We start from the raw sequence: 23,303 nt of genomic DNA, 5'->3' as shown, positions 1-23,303 counted from the left end.
AGAGCTGTATTGTCTCGTGAACCAAATGGTTTACATTTCAGCCAGTTTGATGACGTCCGTCAGCTTGGCATCCACCGCTTGCGTCAACCGCTTGCCATAATCCTGATCGGCGCGGTAGAAGTAACTCAGCATGGTGTTCTTGATTTTGGGGTCATGAACCTGACTGAGATCGGCGGCGAGATTGGTAATCAGATCTTGCTGATCCTGATCACTCAGACGCCGGTAAAACACGCCTGCCTGATAGAAATTACGTGGCTGGCTGATGGGAGCTTGCTGGACCGTGCCGTTGAGTTTGGTATTCAGCGCCCGATATTGGGTATCTTCAGACCAATTGAGTTTTGAACTTGGTTCGTAGTTAACATCTGAATCGGTCTGCCCCAAGTTTGCTGCCCCGTCCTGATTATGGTTACGCACCTGAACGAGCGGGCGGTTAATCGGTAATTGTGCGACGTTTGCACCAATACGATAGAGCTGTGTATCGGCATAGGCGAACAGGCGACCCTGTAACAGCCGGTCTTCCGAGGGTTCAATCCCGGGGATTAGATTCGAGGGAGCAAAGGCGGCTTGTTCGGTTTCCTGAAAGAAATTGTCCGGCACGCGATTGAGTGTCATGGTGCCGACTTTGGTTTCCGGCACGCCGAGCCACTCTTTGGTGGCATCCAGCCCGTTATAGTCGAGTTGAAACAATGCTTCCGGGGTGAGGGTCTGAACATACAAATCCCACTTCGGATAATGGCCGGCGTTGATCTGCCGGTACAGGTCATTGGTCAGATGATTAAAGTCTTTGCCCTGAACTTCGGCCACCTGCTGAGGGCGTAAACTTTTGACGCCTTGCTGGCTCTTCCAGTGGAATTTGACATATTTCACATCGCCCTGCGCATTAATCCACTTATAAGCATGGACACCGAACCCGTCCATCATCCGGTAACTTGCCGGGGTGCCGAGATTGGAATAAACCCACGTTAACATATTGGTTGAGCCGGGCTCATGGCTAAAGAAATCAAAGAAGCGGTTAGGATCTTGTACATTGGTTACCGGAGAGGGTTTCAGAGAGTGCACCATATCCGCAAATTTGATCGCATCGCGAATGAAGAAAATCGGTAAATTGTTGCCGACCAGATCCCAGTTGCCCTGATCGGTATAAAATTTGGTCGCAAATCCACGCGGGTCGCGGAGCGTTTCTGGTGAGCCTTTCGGATGGATGACGGTTGAAAAACGGACGAATACCGGGGTTTTCTTACCGGCTTGCGTAAACGGTGCGGCGGTTGTCAGGGCACTGAAATTGCCACTGGAGACAAATTCTCCGTGGGCACCCGTGCCACGAGCGTGAACCACTCGTTCAGGGATCCGTTCTCTGGCAAAGCGTTGTAATTTTTGGATCAGGTGAACATCTTGCAGTAATACACTGCCTCTGCTACCTGCGGTCATAGAATTTTGATTATCACCAACCGGGGCGCCGTTGTCCCGGGTCAGCGTCTGAGACTGAGCCTGACTTAGCAGGGGTAATCCCAGTCCTATTATTATGATTAAAAAGCCTTTTGACGTTTGCATGATGATTTCCTTCATGGATGACAAAAGCCCTTTTCTGCCCGAAATCGAGTATACACTTATGAAAGTTTATGAATAAAATGAATATTAACGATTAATATGATGGGAAAAAACGATAAATAATGTGATTTAATCGAGATAGGTATCTCATAGGTTACATCAAAATCAACATCACTTTTCATGCGTTATCATAAAGAGAGTATGGTTAGGTTGACTTAAAAGACTGAATGTTTTTGGTAACGTTAAATTGATAGTTTTGTTTAAAATAATAAACATACTGAATGATAAAATGCCAATCACAATTTTGATAGAAATACTGATATTTTAAATATTATTTATGATAATAACTGGCGAAAGCTTGTGATGTGTATAAATATTATCAGCATCATTTAGACCGTAAAGATCATCGTAAATTCCAATATTAACCAAAATGTCCCGTTTAGCATGAAACGCTGACGTCAACGGTAAATAAAAGGAATTAAACAATGATAAATAAAACAAATCACTTATACGATCCATCGCCTGACTCTTTCAATCCCCACAAAGACCTTTTTTATCCCATTCTGGGGGATTCGAATTTGATCCAGCGGATTAAACAGCAAATTCGCTTTGCCGCCGAAGTTAATTTTCCGGTATTCATTTCGGGTGAGCCGGGGTGCGAAAAGAAAGATGTCGCATGCAATATTCACTATCACAGCTCTCGTGCCCGAGAGCCATTTATATGTGTTCCCGCAAATCTTCACAATGCGCAGGCATATCGTGACTATCTTAGCCGCTGTATTGAGCAAGTCGGGAATGGCACAATCTATCTGGAAGAGGTTGATAAATTAGATCCTTCATTTAAAGATGAATTGATTTTTTTATTCACACAGGATGCATTTCAGGAAGCATTAAGGAAGAATAAGATTCGATTAATTGTCTCCTGTTCGGAGCCTTTTTATCGCTTACCTTCAGAGCAACAGTTTATTGCTAAAATATTAGGTTCTTCAGTGCCGCAATTTAATTTTCATTTGCCACCTTTACGAGAAAGAAAACAAGATATCGAACAGCATATTCGATTCATTTTGAGTCGATTTGAACGACCGGTTTTATTTTCTGATCATGCTCTGGAACAACTGAAAAAATATGAATGGCCCGGCAATGTTAGCCAATTGCAAAATATATTATTGTTAATTATGTCGTTGGAGAAAACCGAGATATCGACGGATGATCTGGCCCATTTAGGCTTGTGTCAGAAAGCAACCCCAAAAGTGGACTTGATCGAGCATTTACTCCGCAATGACCCCACTTTATGGGCCAACATGCATCCTGCATTGTCCAAAGCATTAATGTTTCTGAGTGAGCACTTTCAGGAAGATATTTCTCTGAGCCAGATTGCTGCTGCCAGTTATACCAGTGCCTCTCATTTATCCTATCTGTTCCGGGAACATCTGGGCAGTTCATTCAAAACCATATTGTGCCAGCTTCGGATTCGTGAAGCGCAACGTCTGATCATGACCAACCCTTTAATCAAGATCACCGATGTGTGCATGAGTGCCGGGTTTGGCGACCTCAGTCATTTTGAAAAAATGTTCAAACGCTATACCGGTTCTACACCAAGAGAGTATCGGCAGGTGCAGCGTCAGGAACACGATTATTTCGTTACCCATTAGTCACCGCTTTATTGCCGGATAAGCCGTGATTATTCATCCGTTAAGCCAAGTTATCCAATTGGCTTCATCCTAATATGAAACTCAGTCACAGGATGGCGCAGGAAGCCGGAAGATGGAAATTGATGTTCAGAAGTTGTTAAGCGAATTGACACCCAAGGTTTCACGAAACACGCAAATGAATCTGGTTGCCGCCTCACTTGGTCGGGCCGCAGAAAATGCGACTCAGGTCCAGCAGCAGATACAGACCATTGTCGTGACTAACACGGCATTGAGTTCGAGTTTGATTTACGCCATTGCACTGAAAAGTTCGTCATCCTGACCGGCTTTGAAAGATGAATCGTCATCTTTCATGACTAAGAGGAGCATATCTATGCCAGTAAATGATGCGGTTACCGATTCTGTAACCCAAGTCAACACGGAAGCCGTTGGTAGTACACCGGCAGCGGCGACCGGGAATCTGTTGATTTCCACCAGCCACGCGATGGGGCTTACCGCGCACAGCAGTGTGAGTGCAAACCAGCAGGCAACGCTGGTCCACCAGACCGCAACAGTTCAAGGGGTCAATTCACTGCTCAGTACCGGCAGTGCGATCGTTGGCCGGAGTGTTGAGCTGATTCTAGAACCGAGTAAGAGCAGTAAAAGCTAATACGTGAACGTAGGAGAATATTATGCCAGTAAATGAACAAATCACCGATTCAGTCACGCAGGTGAATACAAAAGTTGTCGGGGAAACTCCCGCAATGGCGATGGGCAACTTGCTGATGTCAACCAGCCATGCCTTGAGCAATGCCGCCCATAATGCGACAGCAGCACAGCAACAGGCACAAATTACCATGCAAGCTGCAACAGTGCAGGGTGTCAACTCTTTGATGGCAATCGGTTCTTCCGTCATTGGACGGGGTGCTGAAGGCATCATTGAAAAAGGTTAATGCCAGTCGGTATTAATGCGTCCTGTCTGACATCCGAAGTGACGTGAGCAGGACACCATTTCATTAATTAACTCGTAAAAGGAAATCACAATGCCAGTGAATGAACAGGTGACAGACTCCGTCACACAAGTCAATACAAAAGTCGTCGGTGAAACGCCAGCTATGGCAATGGGCAACTTACTGATGTCCACCGGTCAAGCCCTTGGTACGGCTGCTCATAATGCAACGGCTGCCCAGCAGCAAGCGCAAATTACGATGCAGGCCGCTACCGTGCAGGGGGTTAACTCCTTGATGTCTATCGGTGGCTCGGTCGTTGGCCGTAGTGCTGAAGGCATTATTGAGAAAGATTAATCAGTGCTTTCATTCCCTTTGTCGGCTGGTCCGGCAAAGGGTCTTAAAAGGAGCATCAGATGAAAGATACCTTACGTCCTCCTGAGCCGGATCAAAGTGCATTTAACTCGGCATTTCAGTCGGTTGCTCAATCGACTGCGCTGGCATTATCGGATGCGACAGACAACTTGCGTAATCTCAATACGCTCAGTACCACAGCCATTGGCACGGCATTGAGCCAGATGTTAGAAACCGGTGATTTAAAGTATGCCCATATCATTGAACAGGCCCAAAAAGTCGTGACCAATGGTGCGGATAACTTTGGTGTCGTCGGGGAAAAAATTGCCACTGTGCTGTACGACGCTTCCAAATAATCGCTGTGCCGAGATGACGAGCCCGGATGAAAGCGTTGTGAAGCAAGAGAGATGAATGATCGATCCTGATCGAATCCAACCATGATCTTTGATCTGCAGCGGCGGATATCAGGATCATCAGCAATAATCAAGGAGTGACGATGATGCAAGAGCAGAATCCCCGCTATGAAAATGAATCACGGCAAGAGTTGCCACAGCAGACGATTGAACATTTTAATACCTTGCAGGCTTATACGGCCCAGCCGACCAGCCTGTTAGAAACCACATTGGCAGATACGTTAGGGCTGTCGATGTATAACGCAATCACCAGCCAGCAACAGTCGCAAATGACAACCGCAGCGTCAGTGACCAATGCTTGTGCCCGGCTATTACAAACGCAGACCCCGCTTACGCCTGCGTCATCCCGAAAAGAGTCGGATGTAGAGCCTGCCATTTTTGTGGATGGTTCGGATCGTTTATCCCCGGATGCGAATGACTCAGACTCGGCGACCGTGGATATCAAACAACCCAAACGATTTAACTTATTCAAGTTTTTAAAACGGAATAAACAACAGCCGGAGGAAACAGCAGAATGAGTGAGCAAGCATCGTCGACCAATATCGAGCAGCGCCTGAACCAGATTCAGCAAACCACGGAAAACCAGATGCAAGCCATTCAGCATATGGTCCGTCAGAATCAGGAGCAGTTTCAGTCATTAGAGATGGACGAAAATATTCAAAAGGTTCATCAGGAAGTGAACCAGATGTTTGAGGATGTTCACACCCAGATCGAGCAGGAAATGCAAAAAATCAATCAACAGCTTCAACAGGTATTGCCTGAACAACACGCATAAACGAGGAAATTATGTCTAAAAAAGTGAATGAACAAATTACCGACGCAGTCACTCAGACCAATACGCAGGTACTGGCGAGTTCCCCAGCCAATGCGATGGGCAATCTCTATACTGCAATGAGTCTGGCGATGTCGAATCTCAACCATAATGCCACATCGGCCCAGCAACAGGCGGGGATTACCATGCAGTCAGCGACGGTGCAGGGGATTAACTCACTGACGGCTATCGGCACGGCGGTCTTAGGCCGGGCGGCCGAAGATATTGTCGAAAAAGATTAATAGCTCGGGATTGGTCATCTGGCAAGGGGCAAAGCCATTCAAATCAAGCGCTGTGAATGGCGATCCCCCTTAAACCATAGTCCCCGCTTTTAATCCTCAGCTTCCCTTTCATTCACGGAGAACACGATCATGGCAAAGCAGGAAAATACCGATCTGGAGCAGGTCGATGAGATGATCAATCAACTGACTGAATCAGCCATGTCCGATACGATGGGGCTGCATATGCAAAATGCTGTCACGATTCAACAGGGGATGCAGGCTGTCAGTAATGCTGCCACATCCACCGCTTGTGCCCTGATTTTACAGCAAGGCTAAGTGATGACGAATCACGTCGCCGTTTGACACGCCATCTGAATTCAGCGCGATGCTTTGATGAGGAACCATGTCGAAAGGATCAACCACTGAAAAGGCCCAACAGTCCGTTGCACAGTCAACGGCGATTGCCGTTCAGGATGCTGTCGATAATCTCCGTAACCTGAATACCATCAGTACCACAGCCATTGGGGTCGCCTTGTCACAGCTGTTAGCGACGGGGGATGAAAAATATATCAAGGTGATTGAACAAGCCCAGCAAATTATGGAAAAGGGGACGGCCAATTTTTCTGAGCTGGGGAGTAAGGCGGCAGAAGTGGCGAAGAAATTTGATTAAAGCCGCGTCGATTCTTTTCGGCGATATGGATGGATATCGAGCGTTGGCGCGCATCGGTCCTGGCTTTGGCATGTTATGCCGTTGGCAGATAAGCTGCCAGAATCAACCTCGGTTTGGCTTTTTTATCAATCTGACAGAGCCGGGAAATCCGGCCGCTTCCCTGACGCAGCGAATCCAGAGCATAGCTACAGCGTGACGGATGATCAAACTCAGCCAGCAAAGCGGCATCCCGGGTATCAAACGCACCCCATAACACACTGAGTAAACAGACCTGATCCCCTTGCAGACAGCGCTGAAAAGCGGCGACCCGTGCCATGTTCATGTGCATTTTCTGCCGTTCCCGGGCAAGGCGAAACTGCTGCTCGTGGATGAAAAAAACTTCATACCAGACTGATTTTTGTGCTTGCTCGATACTGAAATCAGCGTAAGAGGCCTGCCGTTTACTGCACTCGTCAATCTGATCGTTCTTTTCCCGGTAATGGAGGTAATTCTCATGGTCAGCATAGCGTGGTGTATAGGCAAGCCGGGCATCCGGCGCGTGTTGTATCAGCGTTTGCCCCAGTTCGACCGTCAGCCAGGATTTGGCGAAGGCGCGGATTTCGGGATCGGCAAGATACTGATTGGCACGCTGAAAATCATAGTGTTCGGCAAAGAATCCGAGCAGTTGTTGGGCATTCATCGGTGCTCCTTACAGGATGGATTCATCAGTGATGTTATGGTGTACATGGGGACTGTAAGTGATTGGGGTGGGCAGATCTCGGTGTTTTTCATTTTCTCGGCCCCAAATATAATGATGTGTCAGTAATATATCTTGCGACAAAGTTGATGTATGGATAGACACATCGCTATAAAACATGGTAACTAATTCTGACTCAATCAGATAACAGGCCTTTCTTATGATGCACGATATCACGACCATGGCGATTACTGTTTTTATGGGATTTTTTGCCATGATGAATCCTATTGCCAATACCGCAGTATTCATCGGCATGACCGCGAACCAAAATCAGCAACAGCGAAAAAACACGACCATTAAAGCGCTACTGACTGCTTTTATCATCATTACCGCATTCTGTCTGCTGGGAAAAGGTATCTTTGAAGTGTTTGGGATTACCTTACCTGCCTTAAGACTTTCTGGCGGTATTTTAGTCTTTATCGTCGGTTATAATATGCTACATGGGAGTGCTTCCAAGCTTCACTCGCACTCAGATACAGAAACGACTGCCGATGATGACGACAGAGATATTGCAATTTCGCCTTTGGCTTTGCCGATTCTGGCCGGGCCCGGTACGATTGCTACCGCGATGAACTACTCCGCATCCGGACAAATGCTGCATATCATTATCACGATTATTTCATTTGCTTTACTGTGTCTGATTACTTTCGTGTGCTTTTTGTATGGTGCCAAATTAGTTGAAAAAATTGGCGAATCGGGCATCAGTATTACCACCCGATTAATGGGCCTGATTCTCACCATCATTGCTGCCCAAATGTTCATACAAGGTGTCCACGATGCGTATATTCTGTTCCAGAGCTCGAATATAGGTAGTTAATGTATTCATTCTCCCGAAATGGTTTTCTTGGTTGGGTGGTTGATTGGCGTGTCGTGAAACATTTTTAAAGCGAAGCCAAACTGATCGATGCGCTCAGGGGGAAAATTCAAGGATGAATTTTCAGGATTGCCTGAGCAGGATGCGAATCAATCCGCCCCTGATTCGGTGCGCTGAACCCAAACTCTGGGCATTTTTGGATACTTTTTTGGCCATAAAAAAGTATCTGGGGCGCTTTCGGAGATGTTGATGAAATCGAGGTAAGTGATAGCGTCCCAAACACCGGCATCACAAGTTTTACTTTCCAGCCATCGGCTCCCAAGTTTGACGGCGTCGCACGTTGTCCAGAACCGGCTTTTACGGACGTCCTGCCCGGAAAAGCCTAACCCTTCGCCCGAAATGGTTTTCTTGGTTGAGTCGTGGATTTGCGAGCAGTGAAACATTTTTAAAGCGAAGCCAAATTGATCGATGCGCTCAGGGGGAAAATTCAAGGATGAATTTTCAGGATTGCCTGAGCAGGATGCGAATCAATCCGCCCCAGATTCGGTGCGCTGAACCCAAACTCTGGGCATTTTTGGATACTTTTTTGGCCATAAAAAAGTATCTGGGGCGCTTTCGGAGATGTTGATGAAATCGAGGTAAGTGATAGCGTCCCAAACACCGGCATCACAAGTTTTATCCTTGCCAGCCACCGGCTCCCAAAGATGACGTGAAATATAACCCCACCCATGACTCATTCATTCCAAAACCATGTCACCGCGTGATCCAATGCCGGTGGATTGAGGGCATCATACAAAGCAGAACACTGGTCGGTTGCCGGAGCGTGAGGATCCCGGTAAACAATCCCGAGCGCTAAACATTGGGCCTGAAGAATCGGCGGCAGTTGACCCAGTTGCATCATCACTTGTTTGAGTGCGATTTGTACGCGTTCTGGCTGAGGATGATTGAGGAACTCTGACACGATCCGATACATGGGGTTGCGCTGTTGTCTGGCCTCGGTACTGGCGGCAAACGTCTTGCCCCATTGAAGTCGGGTACCGTACAGATAGCAGCGAACCGAATGCATGATCAGCCAGTAGATTTCTCGTTCAGCGTCAGGCGCAGGCCAGCGGTGATGACAGATGCACGCAAACAGCGCCACGGCAAATTTACGCTGCGCATCGGGATCCGACTGAACCAGTGCCCGCATGATGGCATCATTGATGCGATTGAAAATTCGTGCTTCGTCTGCGGGAGAAGCCGATGGTGGGACGGGATGAGGTACCCGGGCAGATTTGTGTGTGGTCGTGCCCGGTTGTCCGCCTGTGGAAAATTTTTGTTGTTTGAGCCAACGTTCATTCAGGCGACCACCAGCGAGCCAGTCGACGTGGTTGAGCGGATTAATCGGCCAGCGTTGCGCCGGGTGCTGGCGGGGGGGATCCTGCGGAGCAAATACTTGATGAGCCTGTAACGAAGACAGACGTGAATCATGTGCTTGCGGTGTCCGGGGGGGCTCGTTGACGGGGTGTTTCTCCGCCACCGGAGCACCGGACGGGGAGATTGCCGGGTAGCCAAACCGCTCCGCGTCGGCGGTGAGGTAGGCAAGTTGATAGCCCAGTTGTTGGGCGAGTGCAGGTTCAGCCTTTGCCATTAATGCGGCACTTAAGGCCGCATAATACAGTTGTTTGGCATGCAATTGTTTCGGATGCTGTTGTTTCGAATGCAATTGTCCTGAATATAATCGTTCTGTTTTCATACCACCTCCAGAACTTATTCTGTCTGCGGCGCCTTCAGCGCTTTGACTGAGCTATTGTATTGTGGCAAAGCCTCGACAAACCGATTGATCACCTGCTCGGCTACCGCAGCTTCCACCGGCGGCTCACCGATATAGGTATCCACTTCGGTGCGAATATGTCCGCCGCTCAGGGCATCTTTTTCTTGTTGAACCACAATGGCATGGATCGACTGACAAAAAGCAAAGGCGTCGGTTTTGCAGTAAATTCGATGCTGGCTGCTGGTGTTTCCGCCATCCTGATAACGCGGGGCAGCATAAGAAACCATGTAAGGTTGTGTGGTGGGATCGTTGCCGATCAATTCTTCGCAGGAAAACAGTACAAAGTCGGTCGAACGGTATTGTTCCATCATGTGATTACAGATGGGCAAATCCGCTTCAATGGCTAAGTTATAGTCACAGAAGAATACATCAACCCCGGGAATTAAGTTGCGGATCATGGTATCGAAGGCATTTTGCACCCCGTCCGGCAAACCGTCTTGCTCTGGTAACTGCTGGTAAGTGGCTGATTTGACCGAGTAGGCTTTTCTCCAGCGCGCCAGCATCCCGTCACCGGTTGACCGGTCGCGGTTTTTATAAGCAACTTTGTAGCCGTTGTCGAAGAGGTCCTCTACGTCCGGCTGATCAGTGAGGAAAGCAAAGTGGCGGCCATCAGCGGCTTGACATAAGCGAAATAGCAATTGTCTCATTCTCTTTCTCCAAGTTGAGTCATGACAAGGTGATTCTAAAGGTTCAGTTGGTGAAGAACTTGGCTGAATGAATGGGGTATGACTGTTTTCTGATGAAGTTGTATGGGTCAGTGTCGGTGAAATCCGGGTCGTTGGTGGTAATGGTGCCGGGTTGAGAGCCGCGGATGCCCGCAGCATATGACGGATACCAGTCAGCTGGCGTAGATGCGGGATGAGCCACGCATGTTCGGTCAAAGGATGATGTGCTTCATCGTCATCCTCATGATTATCGTTTGAATTATGCTCTGCCTCGGGTGGCGGAGAGATATGAGGGGCTCTCGGGCGATCGATTAAGTGAGGAACGAGCGGCGGCGCGACAGGGACGCGCTGCCCGGGTAAACACGATGTTTGCGGTGATGAGGGGGGCGGCTCCACGGGGGCATTGGTGACAAAAGTTTCAGCCGGCATCGAGTGCAAATAGTGGGGTAAGCTCTGTAAAAAATCCTGATAGGGATTACATTGGTCGGGAAATGAAGCAATCTCGCCCGGCTCCGGATCGGATGGTGTCGTCCGATCCTCTGTTTCTGGTGCCTCTGTTTCTGGCACTCCAGCAAGTACGTCTAGCGCTTCAGGCGGATTGACCAAGGACGGCGTCTCCTGCGACGCTATCTCTTGCCGGGGTGATTGAGCCATTGATTCGGTCAATTGTGGCGGTTTCGATGCGACATGGGCCGAGGCCGGAGTTTTGGGGGGTGAGTGTTGCTGCGATGAACGGCTCGCGGGGCGGCGGACAATATGATAACCCGATGGCACCCAAATAATGCGTGTGATCCGAACGCGTCTCATCATTTTTCCTCCTGTACTGGCGCTGCCTGTCCCCCGTCGCTTATGGTTTCGGAGTTATTTCAACTGGCTGGTAATGGCCTGAAATACCTGATTGACCACTTTCTGGACCTCTGCCTTGGCCATAATTTGCAGGGTTTCCATTTCTGCGCTCAGGAGCGCTTTTTCCCGTTCGATTTCGATTTGAAACTCTTCTTGAGTCAGGTCTCCGTTTTGCAGGGCGGTCTCTAGCGCTTCAAATTCTCCCTGTTTTTGACCGAGACTTGTTTTGAGTGCGTTTTCAATGCCCGACTTTAAAGGGGATTGTCCGAATTGTGCGGCGATCTGCTCGGCGATGGTATCCATAGAAAAGGGCATAGTGACTCCTTATGCGTGGCTTCTTATTGGTGACAATCATGTTGGGTGATAATCATTTTGGGTGACAATGATGCTGGTTTTAAACCGGCGTGCGTTGTCAACGATGCTTTGCCCCGGCACGATCGTTCGTAAGCAAGGCAAGTGATTGAATCAACGTCCTGCGTCTCAGGGCTGGGTGGTTTTTTTCGCTAATTCACCCTGTGCAATGGTGTCGATCAGCCGCTGATACTGCGCCCGGTGACGCTTGAGCAGAAAATCGGACAGGTGGCCGTTTTTTTGGTGTTGCTGCATGTCCTGTTGCCAGAGTTTTGCCAGAATCTGCGCTTGTTTGTTGGTTTCTTCATTCATTTGCCGCCACTCCTGAAGCCGGACGAATCCCCGAATCATCACTTCAATCTCTAAGTATTGAGGTTGAAATCGCGGATACCGACGTTGTGTTGCCGGCAAAGCCGCCATTTGTAGATACAGTCGGTCGATTTGGTTATTGATTTGCTGAAGTTGATGCAGGGTTTGTGGATCAAATTCAGCGACGAGCTGGACGGCGCATCCCGAAAGCAACAACAGGAGAGGGAAAAGCCAACGTGAAGGTATTTTGAACATAGGATCTTTCCTGATAAACAATTGGGTTTCATCAACGTGATTTGATTATGTTATTTCTGGGCCAAAATACCCGGTGGAATGGGGGAATATATCCGTTGTTTCACCGATATTTACGGGGATGGGGCAGCTAAAATGAATGGTAGATTACGTGAGAGTATTCCCATGTCTGATACCAGCAAAATATTGAAAAAAATAGAAAAAGCGTTCAAACCGAAGCCAGCGCAACAGCAGCAGAAATTGAATCCGAAGCAGTTGGCGCAGATGGCGAAGGTTAAGACGTCGATTCATCTGTTTCGGCTCAAACTGGCAACCCTTGATCGGGTCAAAGACGAATCGGATAAGTTGATTCAGGAGTTGATCAAAACCTTTATTCAACAGATCCCGAAACAAATTGAACAGGCAACATCCGGGCTCGCACAGCCCGTGGATACTGATGATTCAACACATGAGGCAATGCCACCCGATTTATCGCCAGTTCCCAGCGGTGAACAGGCTGTAGATCAACGTCATAAACGTGATCGAGAGCCCCATGATACTGAGCGTTCTGACGGCTGACTCCGGATAATAGTTTTGCAGATTGGGAAACAGAAAAGAGACATAACAAATCGCCGGAATGCCCAGATAGAAACTGCCGAGATCTGGTGAGAGCGGTGGATGATAAAAGGATGTAAGGATGATGGCATATAACAGGTAGTAAGCTGTAAAGCGCCATTGTGAGAGATCAAATGACTTCCAGCGGAAAAGTACAATCATCAGTGGCAAGAATACCCATATCATGATTAACGCCCTAAAGGAAAATTGATGAGTCGGACTCAGGATTTTGATGAAATATGAAATCAGATGCTTAAATATAGCACGATTTATCAGTGACGAGGATAAGATTCATCTATCGATATGGCATCGTTCATTACATGACTGCTATGGATGAAATTGAGCCCTGCAAAAATGCAAGGCTCACGTTGTTTTCAGACAGTTATCCAGTGACCAAATCGGCCTGTCTGGTTTGTGCCGCGGCAGCCTTTGGGTGAGGACGTAATCGCTCGACCAGCCAGTCAGCCGCCAGAGCGCAAGCCTCGGCATTGGCATTATGCGCGTTGTGTTCCGCCCCTTTAAAGTAGACTTGCTGTTTATCGCTGGTCGTTGCTTCTTCATAGATGCGTTTGACGTTCGACGACGGAATGAGAAAGTCCGGACGGTTGTGAATAATTAAGAGCGGGCGGTCAATCTTGGCTGATAGCGTATCCATCCCGAAACGGTCAACAAATGGGTAAATCTCATCAATTGCCACGTTACCGCGATAGGCAAACACCGCTTCAAACTCAGGGTGTTCTTTGACACTGCTCGTCAGCTCGTAGCCACCGCCCATACAGACAATGGCTTTGATTTTATCCCGATGCGCTGCTGCGGTTCTGGCCACCAGCAATCCGCCCATACATAAACCGTATAAAGCAATATTGTTGCCGACATCAGTCCGGTCAATCAGGTAGTCAATCATGGCCTTATGTGCCAGTTCTGATTCCGGTTCAACACCGATACCATAGTGATAGAATGTTTCTCCCTGCCCCGGGCCGTCAATATTCAAGACTGCGATTCCTCGTTCGAGAAAGTGGGTAATCACATAATGAACTTCTTCTTTAAAGCCGGTAATCCCACCGGTCGCGATCACAACCGGAACGTCATCGCTGCAATTGAAAGGTTTCATCAGCCAGCCAACCAGTTTTCCTTCCCGGTAGGGAATTTCGGTTCGTTCTGCGCTAAAGCGAGTATCGAGGGATAGTGCCCGGCTGAATACCTCTAGCTCTTTCTGATATAACGCTGATTTTTCGTCGTCAAACTCGAGAATTCCGTAATGGGAGATCCGATATAACGCGGCCGCTTTATACGAGAGCTGGCAGGCACTGAGCTGATGTCCTGCTGCCTGTTTTTCTAAAGCGACTTCATCGAGGTGGTGTGCCAGTGAGCGGCAGACTTCGACGCAGTCTTCACCTTTACGATTGACCCGGTAGTCGATTTTTTGATAGTCAGAAAAATCGATACCCCGAGCGTTTAATCTGGCCGGTGTTTGTCCTTTTGGTAATGGACGTGGTTGAGTCATGATGATTTCTCCTAAGCTGCGACAGTAAAGGTCAGTAATTCATGCAGGATGTCAGCAATGACATCGACGTTTTCTTTGTCCAGCATGGTGTAATGGGTGCCGGGAACGACGAACTCTTTAATTGGTGACTGAGCAAAGCATTGCCATTGGGCGATTTCGGTGCCTTCAACCAATGAGATGTTCAGCACATCCAATATTTCCTGAGGTTGGAACACTTCTGCTTTGAAGAAGATTAAATCTGCTTTCAGTTTTTCGGATGGCATATGCGTTCTCAGGGTATTGTGATTACTGCGCCATAATTCATAGTACAGTTTGAATTCTTCGGTGCTGAATCCCCAAGGCACCCAGCCTTTCTGTTTGAGGTAATCGACCACATTTTCAAGCGTGTCACTCTTCATATCATTGAGCGGTTCCTGGGTGTTAAAGAACATGCCGCAGATGACGGGGAATGACGCCAGAAACTGCTGTTCGCTGAACACCGTATTGGAGAAGTATGCTTGTGGCGGATGGCTGTCAAACATGATCACTTGCTCAATGGTTCTGCCCGCTTGTTCGAACTGAAGTGCCATTTCCAGCGCGGCATTTCCCCCGAAGGAGTGACCGGCAAGGATCAGATTGCCAGTGGGATAAAGCGCCGTGATTTTTTCGTTATAGTGGCGGGCTAAATCACACATAGAGACGATGTCATTGCCTTCATCGCGGAAGGGGTACTGAATCCCATAGACGGGATGACCTTCCGGCAGGCGACGCGCCAATTCTTTACAGCCCATCACGGTACCGCCGGCCGGGTGAATCAGGAAGATCGGCGCGAGATTGCCTTGGTCGTTAAAGCAGACGATATGCTCATCCAGCGTGGAATGTTCACCGGTATGTTTGAGGTTATAAATCACCTCAGAGAGCTTGTTCAGGGTATTGTTTTCAATGAATGTTTTGTTCGACAGCGAGATCTCATAGAAGTCTTCCAGCTCAACATTCATTTGGAGTGCGCTGAAAGAGTCTCCGCATAACTCATAAATGTCGGTGGTTGCCGCACAAGGGATGGCTTCACCCAGATCATCGAGCCAGAGTTGCCGGATTTTATCTTGGATACTTGCCAGTGTAATCGCGGTGTTGTCTGAAGCCGGCTGCTCTGAATCCGGTTGAGCGAGGACATTGCGGCCAGACGTCGGTTCAATTTCAAACACGGTCTGCTCAAAGGCATAGCCCGGTAGCGATACTTTTTGGCGTGACTGGGTCGCATAAAGCTTTTCCCAACGGATAGTCAGGCCTTGTTGCCATAACCAGCAGAGCATACCGAACACTTCATTGTTGCTTAAATCGAAAATTTCGCAGTCGGTCTCCGCCACTTTTTTGCTGTCTGCGTTGTAGGCATGAATCATCACTTTATCGATCAATTCATTGGTGTAGACCATCTCAACGTCTAACGGCTCAACAACCATTTGCTCACATAATTCCGCCAGAAAACGGTGTTTTTCCGACAGTTCGGCGAAGTTGAAATAAGCGGCACTGTTGATGAAGGTTTCCGATAAGCTCAGTTCCTGATTTTGATACATTTTAATCCGACAGATCCCGGTCGGTTGATGCACGGTACTTTCGGTCAGCGCGGCGAGGTTTTGGCGTACTTCTGCAATATTTGCGGCTTCAACCCAATAGCGGTAAGAGAAATGGTGTCTTCCGGCAGCCAGCGTGTAGGCAATATTGGCCAGATCTTGATCGGCGTAATGCTGAGCCGCCGCCGCGACTTGCTGACTGTTACGAATCAAATCTTGTGCTGTCCGGCCGGACAGTAAGATATGTTGTGGTTTGGCTGACGCAGGTTGCGAAGGTTGCTGATAGATATCACTTGATTCGACAATCATATGTGCATTGGTGCCACCCAGCCCGAAAGAACTGACGGCTGCATAGCGAACGGCGTCGTTATCATACCAGTCGGCCAGTTGTGTGTTGATTTCCAACGGACTGTTGTCGAGTTCAAGCAGTGGATTGGGTTGATTAAAATGAATCTGAGGCAGCAAGGTATGATGTTTCATCATCAACGCGACTTTGATCAAGCCGGTAATCCCTGAAGCGGTATCGGTATGACCGATATTGGCTTTGACGGAGCCCAGTTTGACTTTCTGGCCTTGATGGCCGGTATAAATGTCTCTGAGTGCATTGATTTCAATCGGGTCGCCCAGTTTCGTGCCGGTGCCGTGAGTTTCGACATAGCTGATCTGACTGGCATCGAGACCGGACAGGCTCAGGGCGTCTTCAATCACTCGTGACTGCCCGGAAATGCTGGGCGAGGTGAAGCCCATTTTATCCTGACCATCGTTATTGACGGCTGAGCCTTTGATCACGCAGTAAATCTGATCGCGGTCGCGGAGTGCATCTTCGAGTAATTTCAGGACGACAATGCCACAGCCATCACTGACGACAGTACCGCAGGCATCCTGATCAAACGGCCGACAGTGACCATCGGGTGATAAGATGCCGCCATCCTGATATTTATAGCCGGCTTTGACCGGGAAGCGAATGGTAATACCGCCCGCCATCGCGATATCACACTCACCGTTAAGCAAGCTCTGACAGGCCATATGGACGGCAACCAGTGAGGTTGAACATCCGGTTTGAACCGTCATAGCCGGGCCACGCAGGTTCAGGGCATGAGAGACTCGCGTACAGAGAAAATCTTTTTCATTGCCGAGAATGACCGGGTACTGATTGATTTCATGGCGATAATCTGAATTAAAAATATGGTGAGACAGATATGTATTGGTACTGCTGCCACCATACAGTGCGATATCTCCCTGATAGGAGAATGGATCGCATCCGGCGTCTTCCAGAGCGTGCCACGCGGTTTGTAAAAAGATCCGCTGTTGTGGATCGGTTAATAGTGCGTCCCGGTTCGAGATATTAAAAAATTTATTATCAAATTCGGTTGCATGATTAAGAATACCAGCCCGTTTGACGTAGCTTGCGTCTTGACTGTACCAAGGATCACTTTCTTGTAGCTCCTCATCGGTGAATGTGGTTAAACACTCTTTGCCGTGTTTGAGGTTATCAAAAAAGTCTTGAATATTATCAGCCTGTGGGTATTTGCCTGCAATCCCGATGATTGCTACCTCTATGCCATTTTTTTCCATCTTATGCACCATTTAATTGGGGTTGACGTTGTTTTCTGTTTTTTAATTGATTGATTCTCTTTTGTGCCCTTGCCGTTTTTTGCGAACTGGTCTTTTTGTCGGGCGCCGCAGTGGTTTTATCAGCTAAAAATCGCGATAAGCTGCGGATATTTCTGTATTTAAATAAATCAGTGACTAACAGCTGGTTGGGATAGTGCTGATTCAATTGTTGGTAAACTTTTAAGATCGAGCTGGAGTTTCCTCCCATCGTGAAGAAGTCACTTTCCAGATCGATTTCATCGAAGCCGAGAATTGCCTGCCAAATCGACAAAATAGTGACTTCTGTTGCGGACTCGGCAATTTGATTACGGACGGTGGGTAAGAGTTGGGTTGCTATGTCATGTAACCGCTTCATATCGACTTTGTTATTGACGGTCAGCGGAATTTCATCCGTGAGATAGAATTGCTGCGGAATCATATATTCCGGTAGATCGGCGGCGATCCCCTGAATCACTTGTTCGTAGTTGATCGGAGCATTTACCAGCAAGTAAGCGATGAGAATCGTGTCATTATCAGCTTTTTGAGTGGTTACAAATGCGTGAGAGACAGCCTCAATCCGCGAGAGCTTGGCCTGAATGTCACCCAGTTCAATCCTGAATCCGCGTATTTTGACCTGATGGTCAATGCGGCCCAGATAGTCAATTTCTTGATCGCTGATGAAGCGTGCCAGATCACCGGAGCGATACAGACGCAGTGTTTCTCCGCCCAGATTTTTTTCGATGAATTTTTCTGCCGTGAGTTCGGGACGATTGAAATATCCTTTGGCTAAACCTTCACCGGCGACATACATTTCTCCCGGCCAGCCAATCGGTAACGGATGACCGAATGGATCCATCACGACGACACCCAGATCATTCAGAGGCATTCCGATCAGGCTGCCCCGGTCTTCCAGACAGTCTTGCCGTGTTAATGGACGGTAGGTGACATGAACCGTTGTTTCGGTGATGCCATACATATTGATCAGACTGACACGTTCTCCGTAGGTGTTATACCACGGTAACAAGCTCACCAGATTGAGGGCTTCACCACCGAATACCACGACCCGTAGCTGCCGGAGTGAGAGCTGATTACGGATACAACTTTCACTGAAGCGGGAAAAGGCGGTCGGTGTCTGATTGAGGACGGTGACTTGCTCTTGCTCGACCAGTTGTGAGAACTCTTCAGGGCTGCGCGAGATCAGATAAGGCACAATCACCAGACGGCCACCGTAGAGCAGCGCCCCAAAGATCTCCCAAACCGAGAAGTCAAAAGCAAATGAGTGGTAAAGGGTCCAGACATCGTTTTCACAAAACCGGAAGTGATCATCGCTGGTGGTAAACAGGCGGACGACATTACGATGGCAAATCTGGACCCCTTTCGGTTTACCTGTCGACCCCGAGGTATAAATGATATAGGCCAGATCTTCACCGTCCGGTAAGAATGATGTCAATGAGCCGGTCGGTGTTTGCTGTGCCAGAACATCGAGTTCGGGTACAATAACTCGTTCCAGCAACGGCTCAAATCTTGCGGTGAGACTCTCTTCAACCAAGCCATTGGTCGCCTGAATATCGGATAAAATATCACTCACGCGGCTATCGGGATACGCGGGGTTAATCGGCACATAACAGGCACCGCATTTCAGCACGGCGAGTAGTGCGACGATCATATCGGGGCCGGGATTGAAGCACAGCGGGATTTTATCACCACGCTTCACGCCATATTCAATCAACTGATGCGCCAAGTTGTCGGCCAGACGGAATAATGACTGATAAGTGAGTTGGGTATCGTTGTAGCGAAGCGCCACATGTTCTGGATACTTGGCTGCGGTTTCATTCAGCCAGTCAACCAGTGTGCGACTGGTACTGCCGGGTTGAGGGTTAAACGGGCTTTGTGCTTTGCCGGTGGTGAAACTAAATTCGCGGAGTGTACGTTCCGGTTGTTGCAAGCAGACGTCAGAGAAATGGACGAAGTTCGCTAAAATCCCTTCAGCCGTCTTCTGACTGATCACGTTCTCTTTATGGAGGAGAAAAATATCAAATCCGTCCGTGGTTTCTTCCGCGACCATCAATAAATCAAACTGGCAATCGATTTGGTCGATGTCGAAAGGCTCCAGCGTTGTTTGATCGATGGTGACGGGTTGTCCCTGAGAGCCATAGAGCAACGCGGACAAACTGCCCTGATATGTTTGTGAGAGCTTTTGGAAATTGAAGCATACATTAAACAGCGGATTGGTACTGAGCGATCGCTCCGGTGCACAGGTTTCAACGATCCGTTTCAACGGCAGCTGACTATGGTGCAGCGCATCCAGAATGGTTGTATTGCCGCTTGAGAGCGTGTCATTGACGCTCTGATCCGGAGAGAAGTGGTAGGGGATAGGCAGAACATTGACTGCATAGCCCAAGCCGATTTCCGGATTGTTTTTTCTCATACTGACGGATAAGCCCATACAAAACTCGTTTTGTCCGCTCAGCCGGTATAAGGTCAGGGCAAACATCTGACTGAGCAACCGGGCAGGACTGAGATGAGCATGTTCGCCGTATTGTTTGATCTTTGAATATAGCTTGCCTTTGATTTGAGTCTTACAAATACGACCATTAAATGCAGTGTCGGTGGGACTGTTCGGCAATAATTCAAGGACAGTTTTTTGTTGTTTTAATTGTTTTGACCAGAAATGAATATCATCATGGTATTCACTGCTATTAATATATTTTGATTGTGAATCAGCTAGTGTTGTTGGCGAAAATAAATAATGATGGTTATTTTTAAATAACTGGTTAATGATAGTTTCAATGAAATGAAAATCAGAAATAATATGATGTACTCTAATCACCATGAGATGTTTTTCTGTACTTTGGTTCAAATGAACCTTGATTAGGCAGTGATCTGACTTTAAGTCGAATTTTTCTGATAACACATGATGAATGAATTCATCTTCTCCCGTTTCTTGATGATATTTGACAATATCATCAATATTAAGTTGTGGGGCAGTGAACTTTAATAATCCAGAATCATCGGTTCGGAAGTAACTTCTTAATTCTGAATTTTGATTAATTATATCAATAATTTTTTGACACAAATAATCTATATTTGTTTGTTTTTCAATTTTAAATGCAACCCTAAGTTCATTCTCCCGGCTGGTTGAATTAAACCCATCGACAAACCACATGGCTTCTTGGGCGCACGAAACAGCATAGCCTTCTGTACGATTCATACTGACGAATTCCTGTAAGTTTAATTATTTTATATATTCAATGGTAACGACTTATTGATAATACTTTTATATACAAATTTTTTTATCAATGTAATAAAAGTAATTATTTAAATTAGAACTATCTTATATTGTAATTTTTTATATTTAATTTATTTTTTTATTTATTTAAATATATTGATGCCTATATGCATTCATAAAAATACACATATTAAAAATATTAACACTATGAATAATACGAACCTTTATGTTCGATTTATAATTTATGTGAATGCTTTCATTGTCGGGTAAATACCAAAAATAAGAATGAATCTAATTGTTTAAATAATCAATATGAAGTGCATCTAATTTCACTTCAATGGGTTTTATAAATTATACTTTTGTGTTTATATGTCAAGAAATATTTTGTTACATTTGTTTGGTTTTAAATTTAAAGAGGCCATTATTATTTTTAAGTTGGTCATTATTTATAGATAAATAAGTATTGTTGCCTGATTAAGCTGATATTTTGATTTGTGTGCTGGTGGCGATGGTTGGTTCATAGTGTTTTATTTTTTTGTGGGAGGATTGCTCGAACGCCACAGACACACTGACCGATGAGAAAATCTAAGGCGGGGTTGAATCTTTGGTGTCCGGGGTTTTCTTGCGAATGTTGTCGATGATCATATCGAGTGCGCTAAACAGGACTTCAATGCTGTAGCCAGCGATAAAGGCCAGTGCCATTGGTGAAAGGGTCATCGTGCCGACTTCGGGTTTGAGCAGCCAACCGGTGATCATGCCGGCCAGACAGCCGAGTGTCAGCCGCAGGCGGTAGCCGATTTCGCGGCTGGCGGTATAAGTCAGGGTTCTGATTTGTTGCAGCAGGCTACGCAGGACAAAAATAAAAGCCCCCAACAAGCCGTACATGAGCGGCAGGATATAGTTTTGTAACATTTGCAGGACGGACTGGGCGGCAATCAAATGGGTGGCAAAGTGGATGGTTTGTTCTTCCTGACCGGGCGGGATCTGCTGATCGGTCGGTGACAGTTGAAAATCGTTGCCGAACATCCAAACCTGATTCCAGTGTTGTAATAACTGATAACTGGCGCGGAGATGATTTTCGTAGAGCTTGTTGTTTTGTGGCGACACCGGGGGGGATTGCTCTTGTTTTACCGACGTTGATGACAAGGATAAATGGGTATATTGCAACAGAGTCTGTGTGAGTCCGTAACCGAACAGGTAATAGATCTGCACGCTGAGCAGAATGATCAGGGTAAACACGGTGTAACGGCGATACCAGATAATAGTGCGGTTGGCCCGGGGGGATTCGATTTGCCCGTTGACGGCATTGGGGACGACGGCTTTGATACTCTCGACGGTTACCGGCCAGACCTGACTGGCGAGTTTGTCATAACAACGCAGCAGGCGGTTTTCATCCTCTTCCCCCCAATTGCGGCTGTGCAGGTTGTTTTGCGCGTTAATAATTCCGGCGGCGATTTCCGGATCAACATTCAAGTCCCCCGAACGGGCAACATAATGCAACAGACGGATGCCATCGTTGATCAGCGTCTGTGTTTCGATCAGGGCCGCGGTTGGTGCTGTTTTATCAGCACTCGATAGCGTGTCTGAAGTGACGCCCCCGGAGGAGCGCCGGCTGAATGCGCGAATAACCATATTGATGAGCACTCATTTGTGTCTGTAACGATGTGGCTGCATGGTGGTTATTGCATGATTAATACGCAAAATGAGCAATCTCACATCCAAGGTAATCGGACAGCGCGCACATCCCGCCGCGATTGTTCCAGATCGCTGTCGGGCTATTCACACTATATTCATTCGCAGCACTGGGGGGACGATTGGTATAAACCCGGACCGTCCCCGAGGGTTCAATAATCGCCCCCGACGGGAAGGTAAAGCTGTGTGTATTACTCATGGCGGTGAGCTGCCACCCGGTGATATCAACACGATCTCCGGAGGTGTTACGTAATTCAACATATTCGTCACCCTCAGTTCTGAATTCATCGCCTTTATAGTGCACGTTAGATATCATCACATGCATATGAGCCGCTTTCCCGTAAAGCCAGGTTGAGATGACTTCGCCGCTATGATTGAACAGCGTGGCTGTATCTCCATGATTGTTCCAGATCGAGCGGTTTGAATTAAAACTATGTCGGGCACCGGGCTGGGTATAAACCGTGACAGATTCACCGCCCCGGAGCAGGGTGTCCTCGGGGAAAATATAGTCTTGATGAGGGTTTCCGGCATTGATCCGCCACTGACTGATATCGCAAATGGCATGGCCCCGGTTAGTGATCGTGATGGACTCATCTCCATCGGGCTCCCCGAGAAAATCCAGCCCGGTGATCTGGAGATAAAACTTCACTTGTAAATCGTTCAGAGCTGCCCAGTAGGCGTCCATCTTCATGGCGTCCAAAGGGTAGGTTGACGCAATCTCTTGACTGAGCTGCTGCGTTTTCAAAATGATATCTGATGACAC

25 protein-coding genes are annotated in these 23,303 nt (G+C 47.5%); 13 read left to right on the top strand and 12 right to left on the bottom strand.

Going from position 1 to position 23,303, the window contains the following annotated elements:
• Positions 1 to 30 precede the first annotated feature (30 nt).
• The gene (locus tag OCV37_RS12565; protein ID WP_038182974.1) at positions 31 to 1,551 is read right to left on the bottom strand and encodes a catalase; all 1,521 of its coding nucleotides are present in this window, start codon (positions 1,549 to 1,551) and stop codon (positions 31 to 33) included.
• A 482-nt stretch (positions 1,552 to 2,033) separates the two neighbouring features.
• On the opposite strand from OCV37_RS12565, the gene OCV37_RS12560 reads away from it, so the two are divergent.
• The 11 genes from OCV37_RS12560 (at position 2,034) to OCV37_RS12510 (ending at position 6,592) form a co-directional block, all read left to right on the top strand.
• Positions 2,034 to 3,200, top strand: coding sequence for an AraC family transcriptional regulator (locus OCV37_RS12560; protein WP_051680672.1), 1,167 nt, complete (start codon positions 2,034 to 2,036; stop codon positions 3,198 to 3,200).
• 112 nt (positions 3,201 to 3,312) lie between these two features.
• Positions 3,313 to 3,519: a RebB family R body protein gene (locus tag OCV37_RS12555; protein WP_038182976.1), complete on the top strand. Its 207-nt coding sequence runs from the start codon at positions 3,313 to 3,315 to the stop codon at positions 3,517 to 3,519.
• A gap of 51 nt (positions 3,520 to 3,570) precedes the next feature.
• Complete coding sequence (locus OCV37_RS12550; RefSeq protein WP_038182979.1) at positions 3,571 to 3,846, top strand: RebB family R body protein; 276 nt, start codon at positions 3,571 to 3,573, stop codon at positions 3,844 to 3,846.
• Between the two features lie 22 nt (positions 3,847 to 3,868).
• Positions 3,869 to 4,129, top strand: a complete 261-nt coding sequence (locus OCV37_RS12545) for a RebB family R body protein (protein WP_021019358.1) — start codon at positions 3,869 to 3,871, stop codon at positions 4,127 to 4,129.
• 90 nt (positions 4,130 to 4,219) lie between these two features.
• Positions 4,220 to 4,480: a RebB family R body protein gene (locus OCV37_RS12540; RefSeq protein ID WP_021019359.1), complete on the top strand. Its 261-nt coding sequence runs from the start codon at positions 4,220 to 4,222 to the stop codon at positions 4,478 to 4,480.
• A gap of 59 nt (positions 4,481 to 4,539) precedes the next feature.
• Positions 4,540 to 4,833, top strand: a complete 294-nt coding sequence (locus tag OCV37_RS12535) for a RebB family R body protein (protein WP_038182982.1) — start codon at positions 4,540 to 4,542, stop codon at positions 4,831 to 4,833.
• Positions 4,834 to 4,973: 140 nt separating this feature from the next.
• Complete coding sequence (locus OCV37_RS12530; RefSeq protein WP_261888091.1) at positions 4,974 to 5,408, top strand: RebB family R body protein; 435 nt, start codon at positions 4,974 to 4,976, stop codon at positions 5,406 to 5,408.
• Positions 5,405 to 5,665, top strand: a complete 261-nt coding sequence (locus tag OCV37_RS12525; RefSeq protein ID WP_038182984.1) for a hypothetical protein — start codon at positions 5,405 to 5,407, stop codon at positions 5,663 to 5,665. Before OCV37_RS12530 ends, OCV37_RS12525 begins: the two co-directional genes overlap by 4 nt.
• Positions 5,666 to 5,676: 11 nt before the next feature.
• Complete coding sequence (locus OCV37_RS12520; protein ID WP_038182985.1) at positions 5,677 to 5,943, top strand: RebB family R body protein; 267 nt, start codon at positions 5,677 to 5,679, stop codon at positions 5,941 to 5,943.
• Positions 5,944 to 6,072: 129 nt separating this feature from the next.
• Complete coding sequence (locus OCV37_RS12515; protein WP_038182988.1) at positions 6,073 to 6,258, top strand: RebB family R body protein; 186 nt, start codon at positions 6,073 to 6,075, stop codon at positions 6,256 to 6,258.
• Positions 6,259 to 6,325: 67 nt separating this feature from the next.
• Positions 6,326 to 6,592 carry a hypothetical protein gene (locus tag OCV37_RS12510; protein ID WP_038182991.1) on the top strand — a complete coding sequence of 89 codons (267 nt, stop codon included), beginning with the start codon at positions 6,326 to 6,328 and terminating at the stop codon, positions 6,590 to 6,592.
• A 73-nt stretch (positions 6,593 to 6,665) separates the two neighbouring features.
• On the opposite strand, the gene OCV37_RS12505 is transcribed toward OCV37_RS12510, so the two are convergent.
• Positions 6,666 to 7,271 carry a hypothetical protein gene (locus tag OCV37_RS12505; protein WP_038182994.1) on the bottom strand — a complete coding sequence of 202 codons (606 nt, stop codon included), beginning with the start codon at positions 7,269 to 7,271 and terminating at the stop codon, positions 6,666 to 6,668.
• A 220-nt stretch (positions 7,272 to 7,491) separates the two neighbouring features.
• Here OCV37_RS12505 and OCV37_RS12500 point away from each other — a divergent pair, with 220 nt between their 5' ends.
• Positions 7,492 to 8,145 carry a MarC family protein gene (locus OCV37_RS12500; protein WP_038183822.1) on the top strand — a complete coding sequence of 218 codons (654 nt, stop codon included), beginning with the start codon at positions 7,492 to 7,494 and terminating at the stop codon, positions 8,143 to 8,145.
• A 146-nt stretch (positions 8,146 to 8,291) separates the two neighbouring features.
• On the opposite strand, the gene OCV37_RS12495 is transcribed toward OCV37_RS12500, so the two are convergent.
• The 5 genes from OCV37_RS12495 to OCV37_RS12475 form a co-directional block, all read right to left on the bottom strand.
• Entirely contained in the window at positions 8,292 to 8,633 is a 342-nt protein-coding gene (locus tag OCV37_RS12495) for a hypothetical protein (RefSeq protein WP_038182997.1), read from the bottom strand.
• A gap of 242 nt (positions 8,634 to 8,875) precedes the next feature.
• Positions 8,876 to 9,877 carry a hypothetical protein gene (locus OCV37_RS12490; protein ID WP_038183003.1) on the bottom strand — a complete coding sequence of 334 codons (1,002 nt, stop codon included), beginning with the start codon at positions 9,875 to 9,877 and terminating at the stop codon, positions 8,876 to 8,878.
• Positions 9,878 to 9,891: 14 nt separating this feature from the next.
• Entirely contained in the window at positions 9,892 to 11,430 is a 1,539-nt protein-coding gene (locus OCV37_RS12485; RefSeq protein ID WP_245609137.1) for a hypothetical protein, read from the bottom strand.
• A gap of 51 nt (positions 11,431 to 11,481) precedes the next feature.
• Positions 11,482 to 11,781: a hypothetical protein gene (locus tag OCV37_RS12480; RefSeq protein WP_038183007.1), complete on the bottom strand. Its 300-nt coding sequence runs from the start codon at positions 11,779 to 11,781 to the stop codon at positions 11,482 to 11,484.
• A 165-nt stretch (positions 11,782 to 11,946) separates the two neighbouring features.
• Complete coding sequence (locus tag OCV37_RS12475; RefSeq protein WP_157635029.1) at positions 11,947 to 12,381, bottom strand: hypothetical protein; 435 nt, start codon at positions 12,379 to 12,381, stop codon at positions 11,947 to 11,949.
• 132 nt (positions 12,382 to 12,513) lie between these two features.
• Between OCV37_RS12475 and OCV37_RS12470 the strand changes: the two genes are divergently transcribed.
• Positions 12,514 to 12,936, top strand: a complete 423-nt coding sequence (locus tag OCV37_RS12470) for a hypothetical protein (RefSeq protein ID WP_261888090.1) — start codon at positions 12,514 to 12,516, stop codon at positions 12,934 to 12,936.
• A 418-nt stretch (positions 12,937 to 13,354) separates the two neighbouring features.
• Here the strand turns inward: OCV37_RS12470 and OCV37_RS12465 are convergent, their stop codons facing one another.
• From OCV37_RS12465 to OCV37_RS12445, 5 genes are all read right to left on the bottom strand, one after another.
• On the bottom strand, positions 13,355 to 14,476 hold the full coding sequence (locus tag OCV37_RS12465) for an alpha/beta hydrolase family protein (protein ID WP_038183013.1): 1,122 nt from the start codon (positions 14,474 to 14,476) through the stop codon (positions 13,355 to 13,357).
• An 11-nt stretch (positions 14,477 to 14,487) separates the two neighbouring features.
• Entirely contained in the window at positions 14,488 to 17,601 is a 3,114-nt protein-coding gene (locus OCV37_RS12460) for a beta-ketoacyl synthase N-terminal-like domain-containing protein (RefSeq protein ID WP_051680676.1), read from the bottom strand.
• A 1-nt stretch (position 17,602) separates the two neighbouring features.
• The gene (locus OCV37_RS12455) at positions 17,603 to 20,830 is read right to left on the bottom strand and encodes a non-ribosomal peptide synthetase (protein WP_038183016.1); all 3,228 of its coding nucleotides are present in this window, start codon (positions 20,828 to 20,830) and stop codon (positions 17,603 to 17,605) included.
• Between the two features lie 603 nt (positions 20,831 to 21,433).
• Entirely contained in the window at positions 21,434 to 22,480 is a 1,047-nt protein-coding gene (locus OCV37_RS12450; protein WP_051680678.1) for a hypothetical protein, read from the bottom strand.
• 58 nt (positions 22,481 to 22,538) lie between these two features.
• Entirely contained in the window at positions 22,539 to 23,303 is a 765-nt protein-coding gene (locus OCV37_RS12445) for a lamin tail domain-containing protein (RefSeq protein WP_051680679.1), read from the bottom strand.

Source organism: Vibrio rhizosphaerae (assembly GCF_024347095.1).
In the GTDB taxonomy this organism is placed as follows: domain Bacteria; phylum Pseudomonadota; class Gammaproteobacteria; order Enterobacterales; family Vibrionaceae; genus Vibrio; species Vibrio rhizosphaerae.
Note: the sequence above shows the minus strand (reverse complement) of the source record. Positions and strands in the feature narration are given on the sequence as shown.

Bases quoted from the DNA above. Each gene is read 5' to 3' on its own strand.
- OCV37_RS12510 (WP_038182991.1), top strand. From the start codon at position 6,326: ATGTCGAAAGGATCAACCACTGAAAAGGCCCAACAGTCCGTTGCACAG.
- OCV37_RS12450 (WP_051680678.1), bottom strand. From the start codon at position 22,480: ATGGTTATTCGCGCATTCAGCCGGCGCTCCTCCGGGGGCGTCACTTCA.
- OCV37_RS12530 (WP_261888091.1), top strand. From the start codon at position 4,974: ATGATGCAAGAGCAGAATCCCCGCTATGAAAATGAATCACGGCAAGAG.
- OCV37_RS12485 (WP_245609137.1), bottom strand. From the start codon at position 11,430: ATGATGAGACGCGTTCGGATCACACGCATTATTTGGGTGCCATCGGGT.
- OCV37_RS12500 (WP_038183822.1), top strand. From the start codon at position 7,492: ATGCACGATATCACGACCATGGCGATTACTGTTTTTATGGGATTTTTT.
- OCV37_RS12475 (WP_157635029.1), bottom strand. From the start codon at position 12,381: ATGTTCAAAATACCTTCACGTTGGCTTTTCCCTCTCCTGTTGTTGCTT.
- OCV37_RS12520 (WP_038182985.1), top strand. From the start codon at position 5,677: ATGTCTAAAAAAGTGAATGAACAAATTACCGACGCAGTCACTCAGACC.
- OCV37_RS12535 (WP_038182982.1), top strand. From the start codon at position 4,540: ATGAAAGATACCTTACGTCCTCCTGAGCCGGATCAAAGTGCATTTAAC.
- OCV37_RS12465 (WP_038183013.1), bottom strand. From the start codon at position 14,476: ATGACTCAACCACGTCCATTACCAAAAGGACAAACACCGGCCAGATTA.
- OCV37_RS12460 (WP_051680676.1), bottom strand. From the start codon at position 17,601: ATGGAAAAAAATGGCATAGAGGTAGCAATCATCGGGATTGCAGGCAAA.
- OCV37_RS12505 (WP_038182994.1), bottom strand. From the start codon at position 7,271: ATGAATGCCCAACAACTGCTCGGATTCTTTGCCGAACACTATGATTTT.
- OCV37_RS12560 (WP_051680672.1), top strand. From the start codon at position 2,034: ATGATAAATAAAACAAATCACTTATACGATCCATCGCCTGACTCTTTC.
- OCV37_RS12525 (WP_038182984.1), top strand. From the start codon at position 5,405: ATGAGTGAGCAAGCATCGTCGACCAATATCGAGCAGCGCCTGAACCAG.
- OCV37_RS12480 (WP_038183007.1), bottom strand. From the start codon at position 11,781: ATGCCCTTTTCTATGGATACCATCGCCGAGCAGATCGCCGCACAATTC.
- OCV37_RS12555 (WP_038182976.1), top strand. From the start codon at position 3,313: ATGGAAATTGATGTTCAGAAGTTGTTAAGCGAATTGACACCCAAGGTT.
- OCV37_RS12470 (WP_261888090.1), top strand. From the start codon at position 12,514: ATGAATGGTAGATTACGTGAGAGTATTCCCATGTCTGATACCAGCAAA.
- OCV37_RS12455 (WP_038183016.1), bottom strand. From the start codon at position 20,830: ATGAATCGTACAGAAGGCTATGCTGTTTCGTGCGCCCAAGAAGCCATG.
- OCV37_RS12490 (WP_038183003.1), bottom strand. From the start codon at position 9,877: ATGAAAACAGAACGATTATATTCAGGACAATTGCATTCGAAACAACAG.
- OCV37_RS12515 (WP_038182988.1), top strand. From the start codon at position 6,073: ATGGCAAAGCAGGAAAATACCGATCTGGAGCAGGTCGATGAGATGATC.
- OCV37_RS12550 (WP_038182979.1), top strand. From the start codon at position 3,571: ATGCCAGTAAATGATGCGGTTACCGATTCTGTAACCCAAGTCAACACG.
- OCV37_RS12545 (WP_021019358.1), top strand. From the start codon at position 3,869: ATGCCAGTAAATGAACAAATCACCGATTCAGTCACGCAGGTGAATACA.
- OCV37_RS12540 (WP_021019359.1), top strand. From the start codon at position 4,220: ATGCCAGTGAATGAACAGGTGACAGACTCCGTCACACAAGTCAATACA.
- OCV37_RS12565 (WP_038182974.1), bottom strand. From the start codon at position 1,551: ATGCAAACGTCAAAAGGCTTTTTAATCATAATAATAGGACTGGGATTA.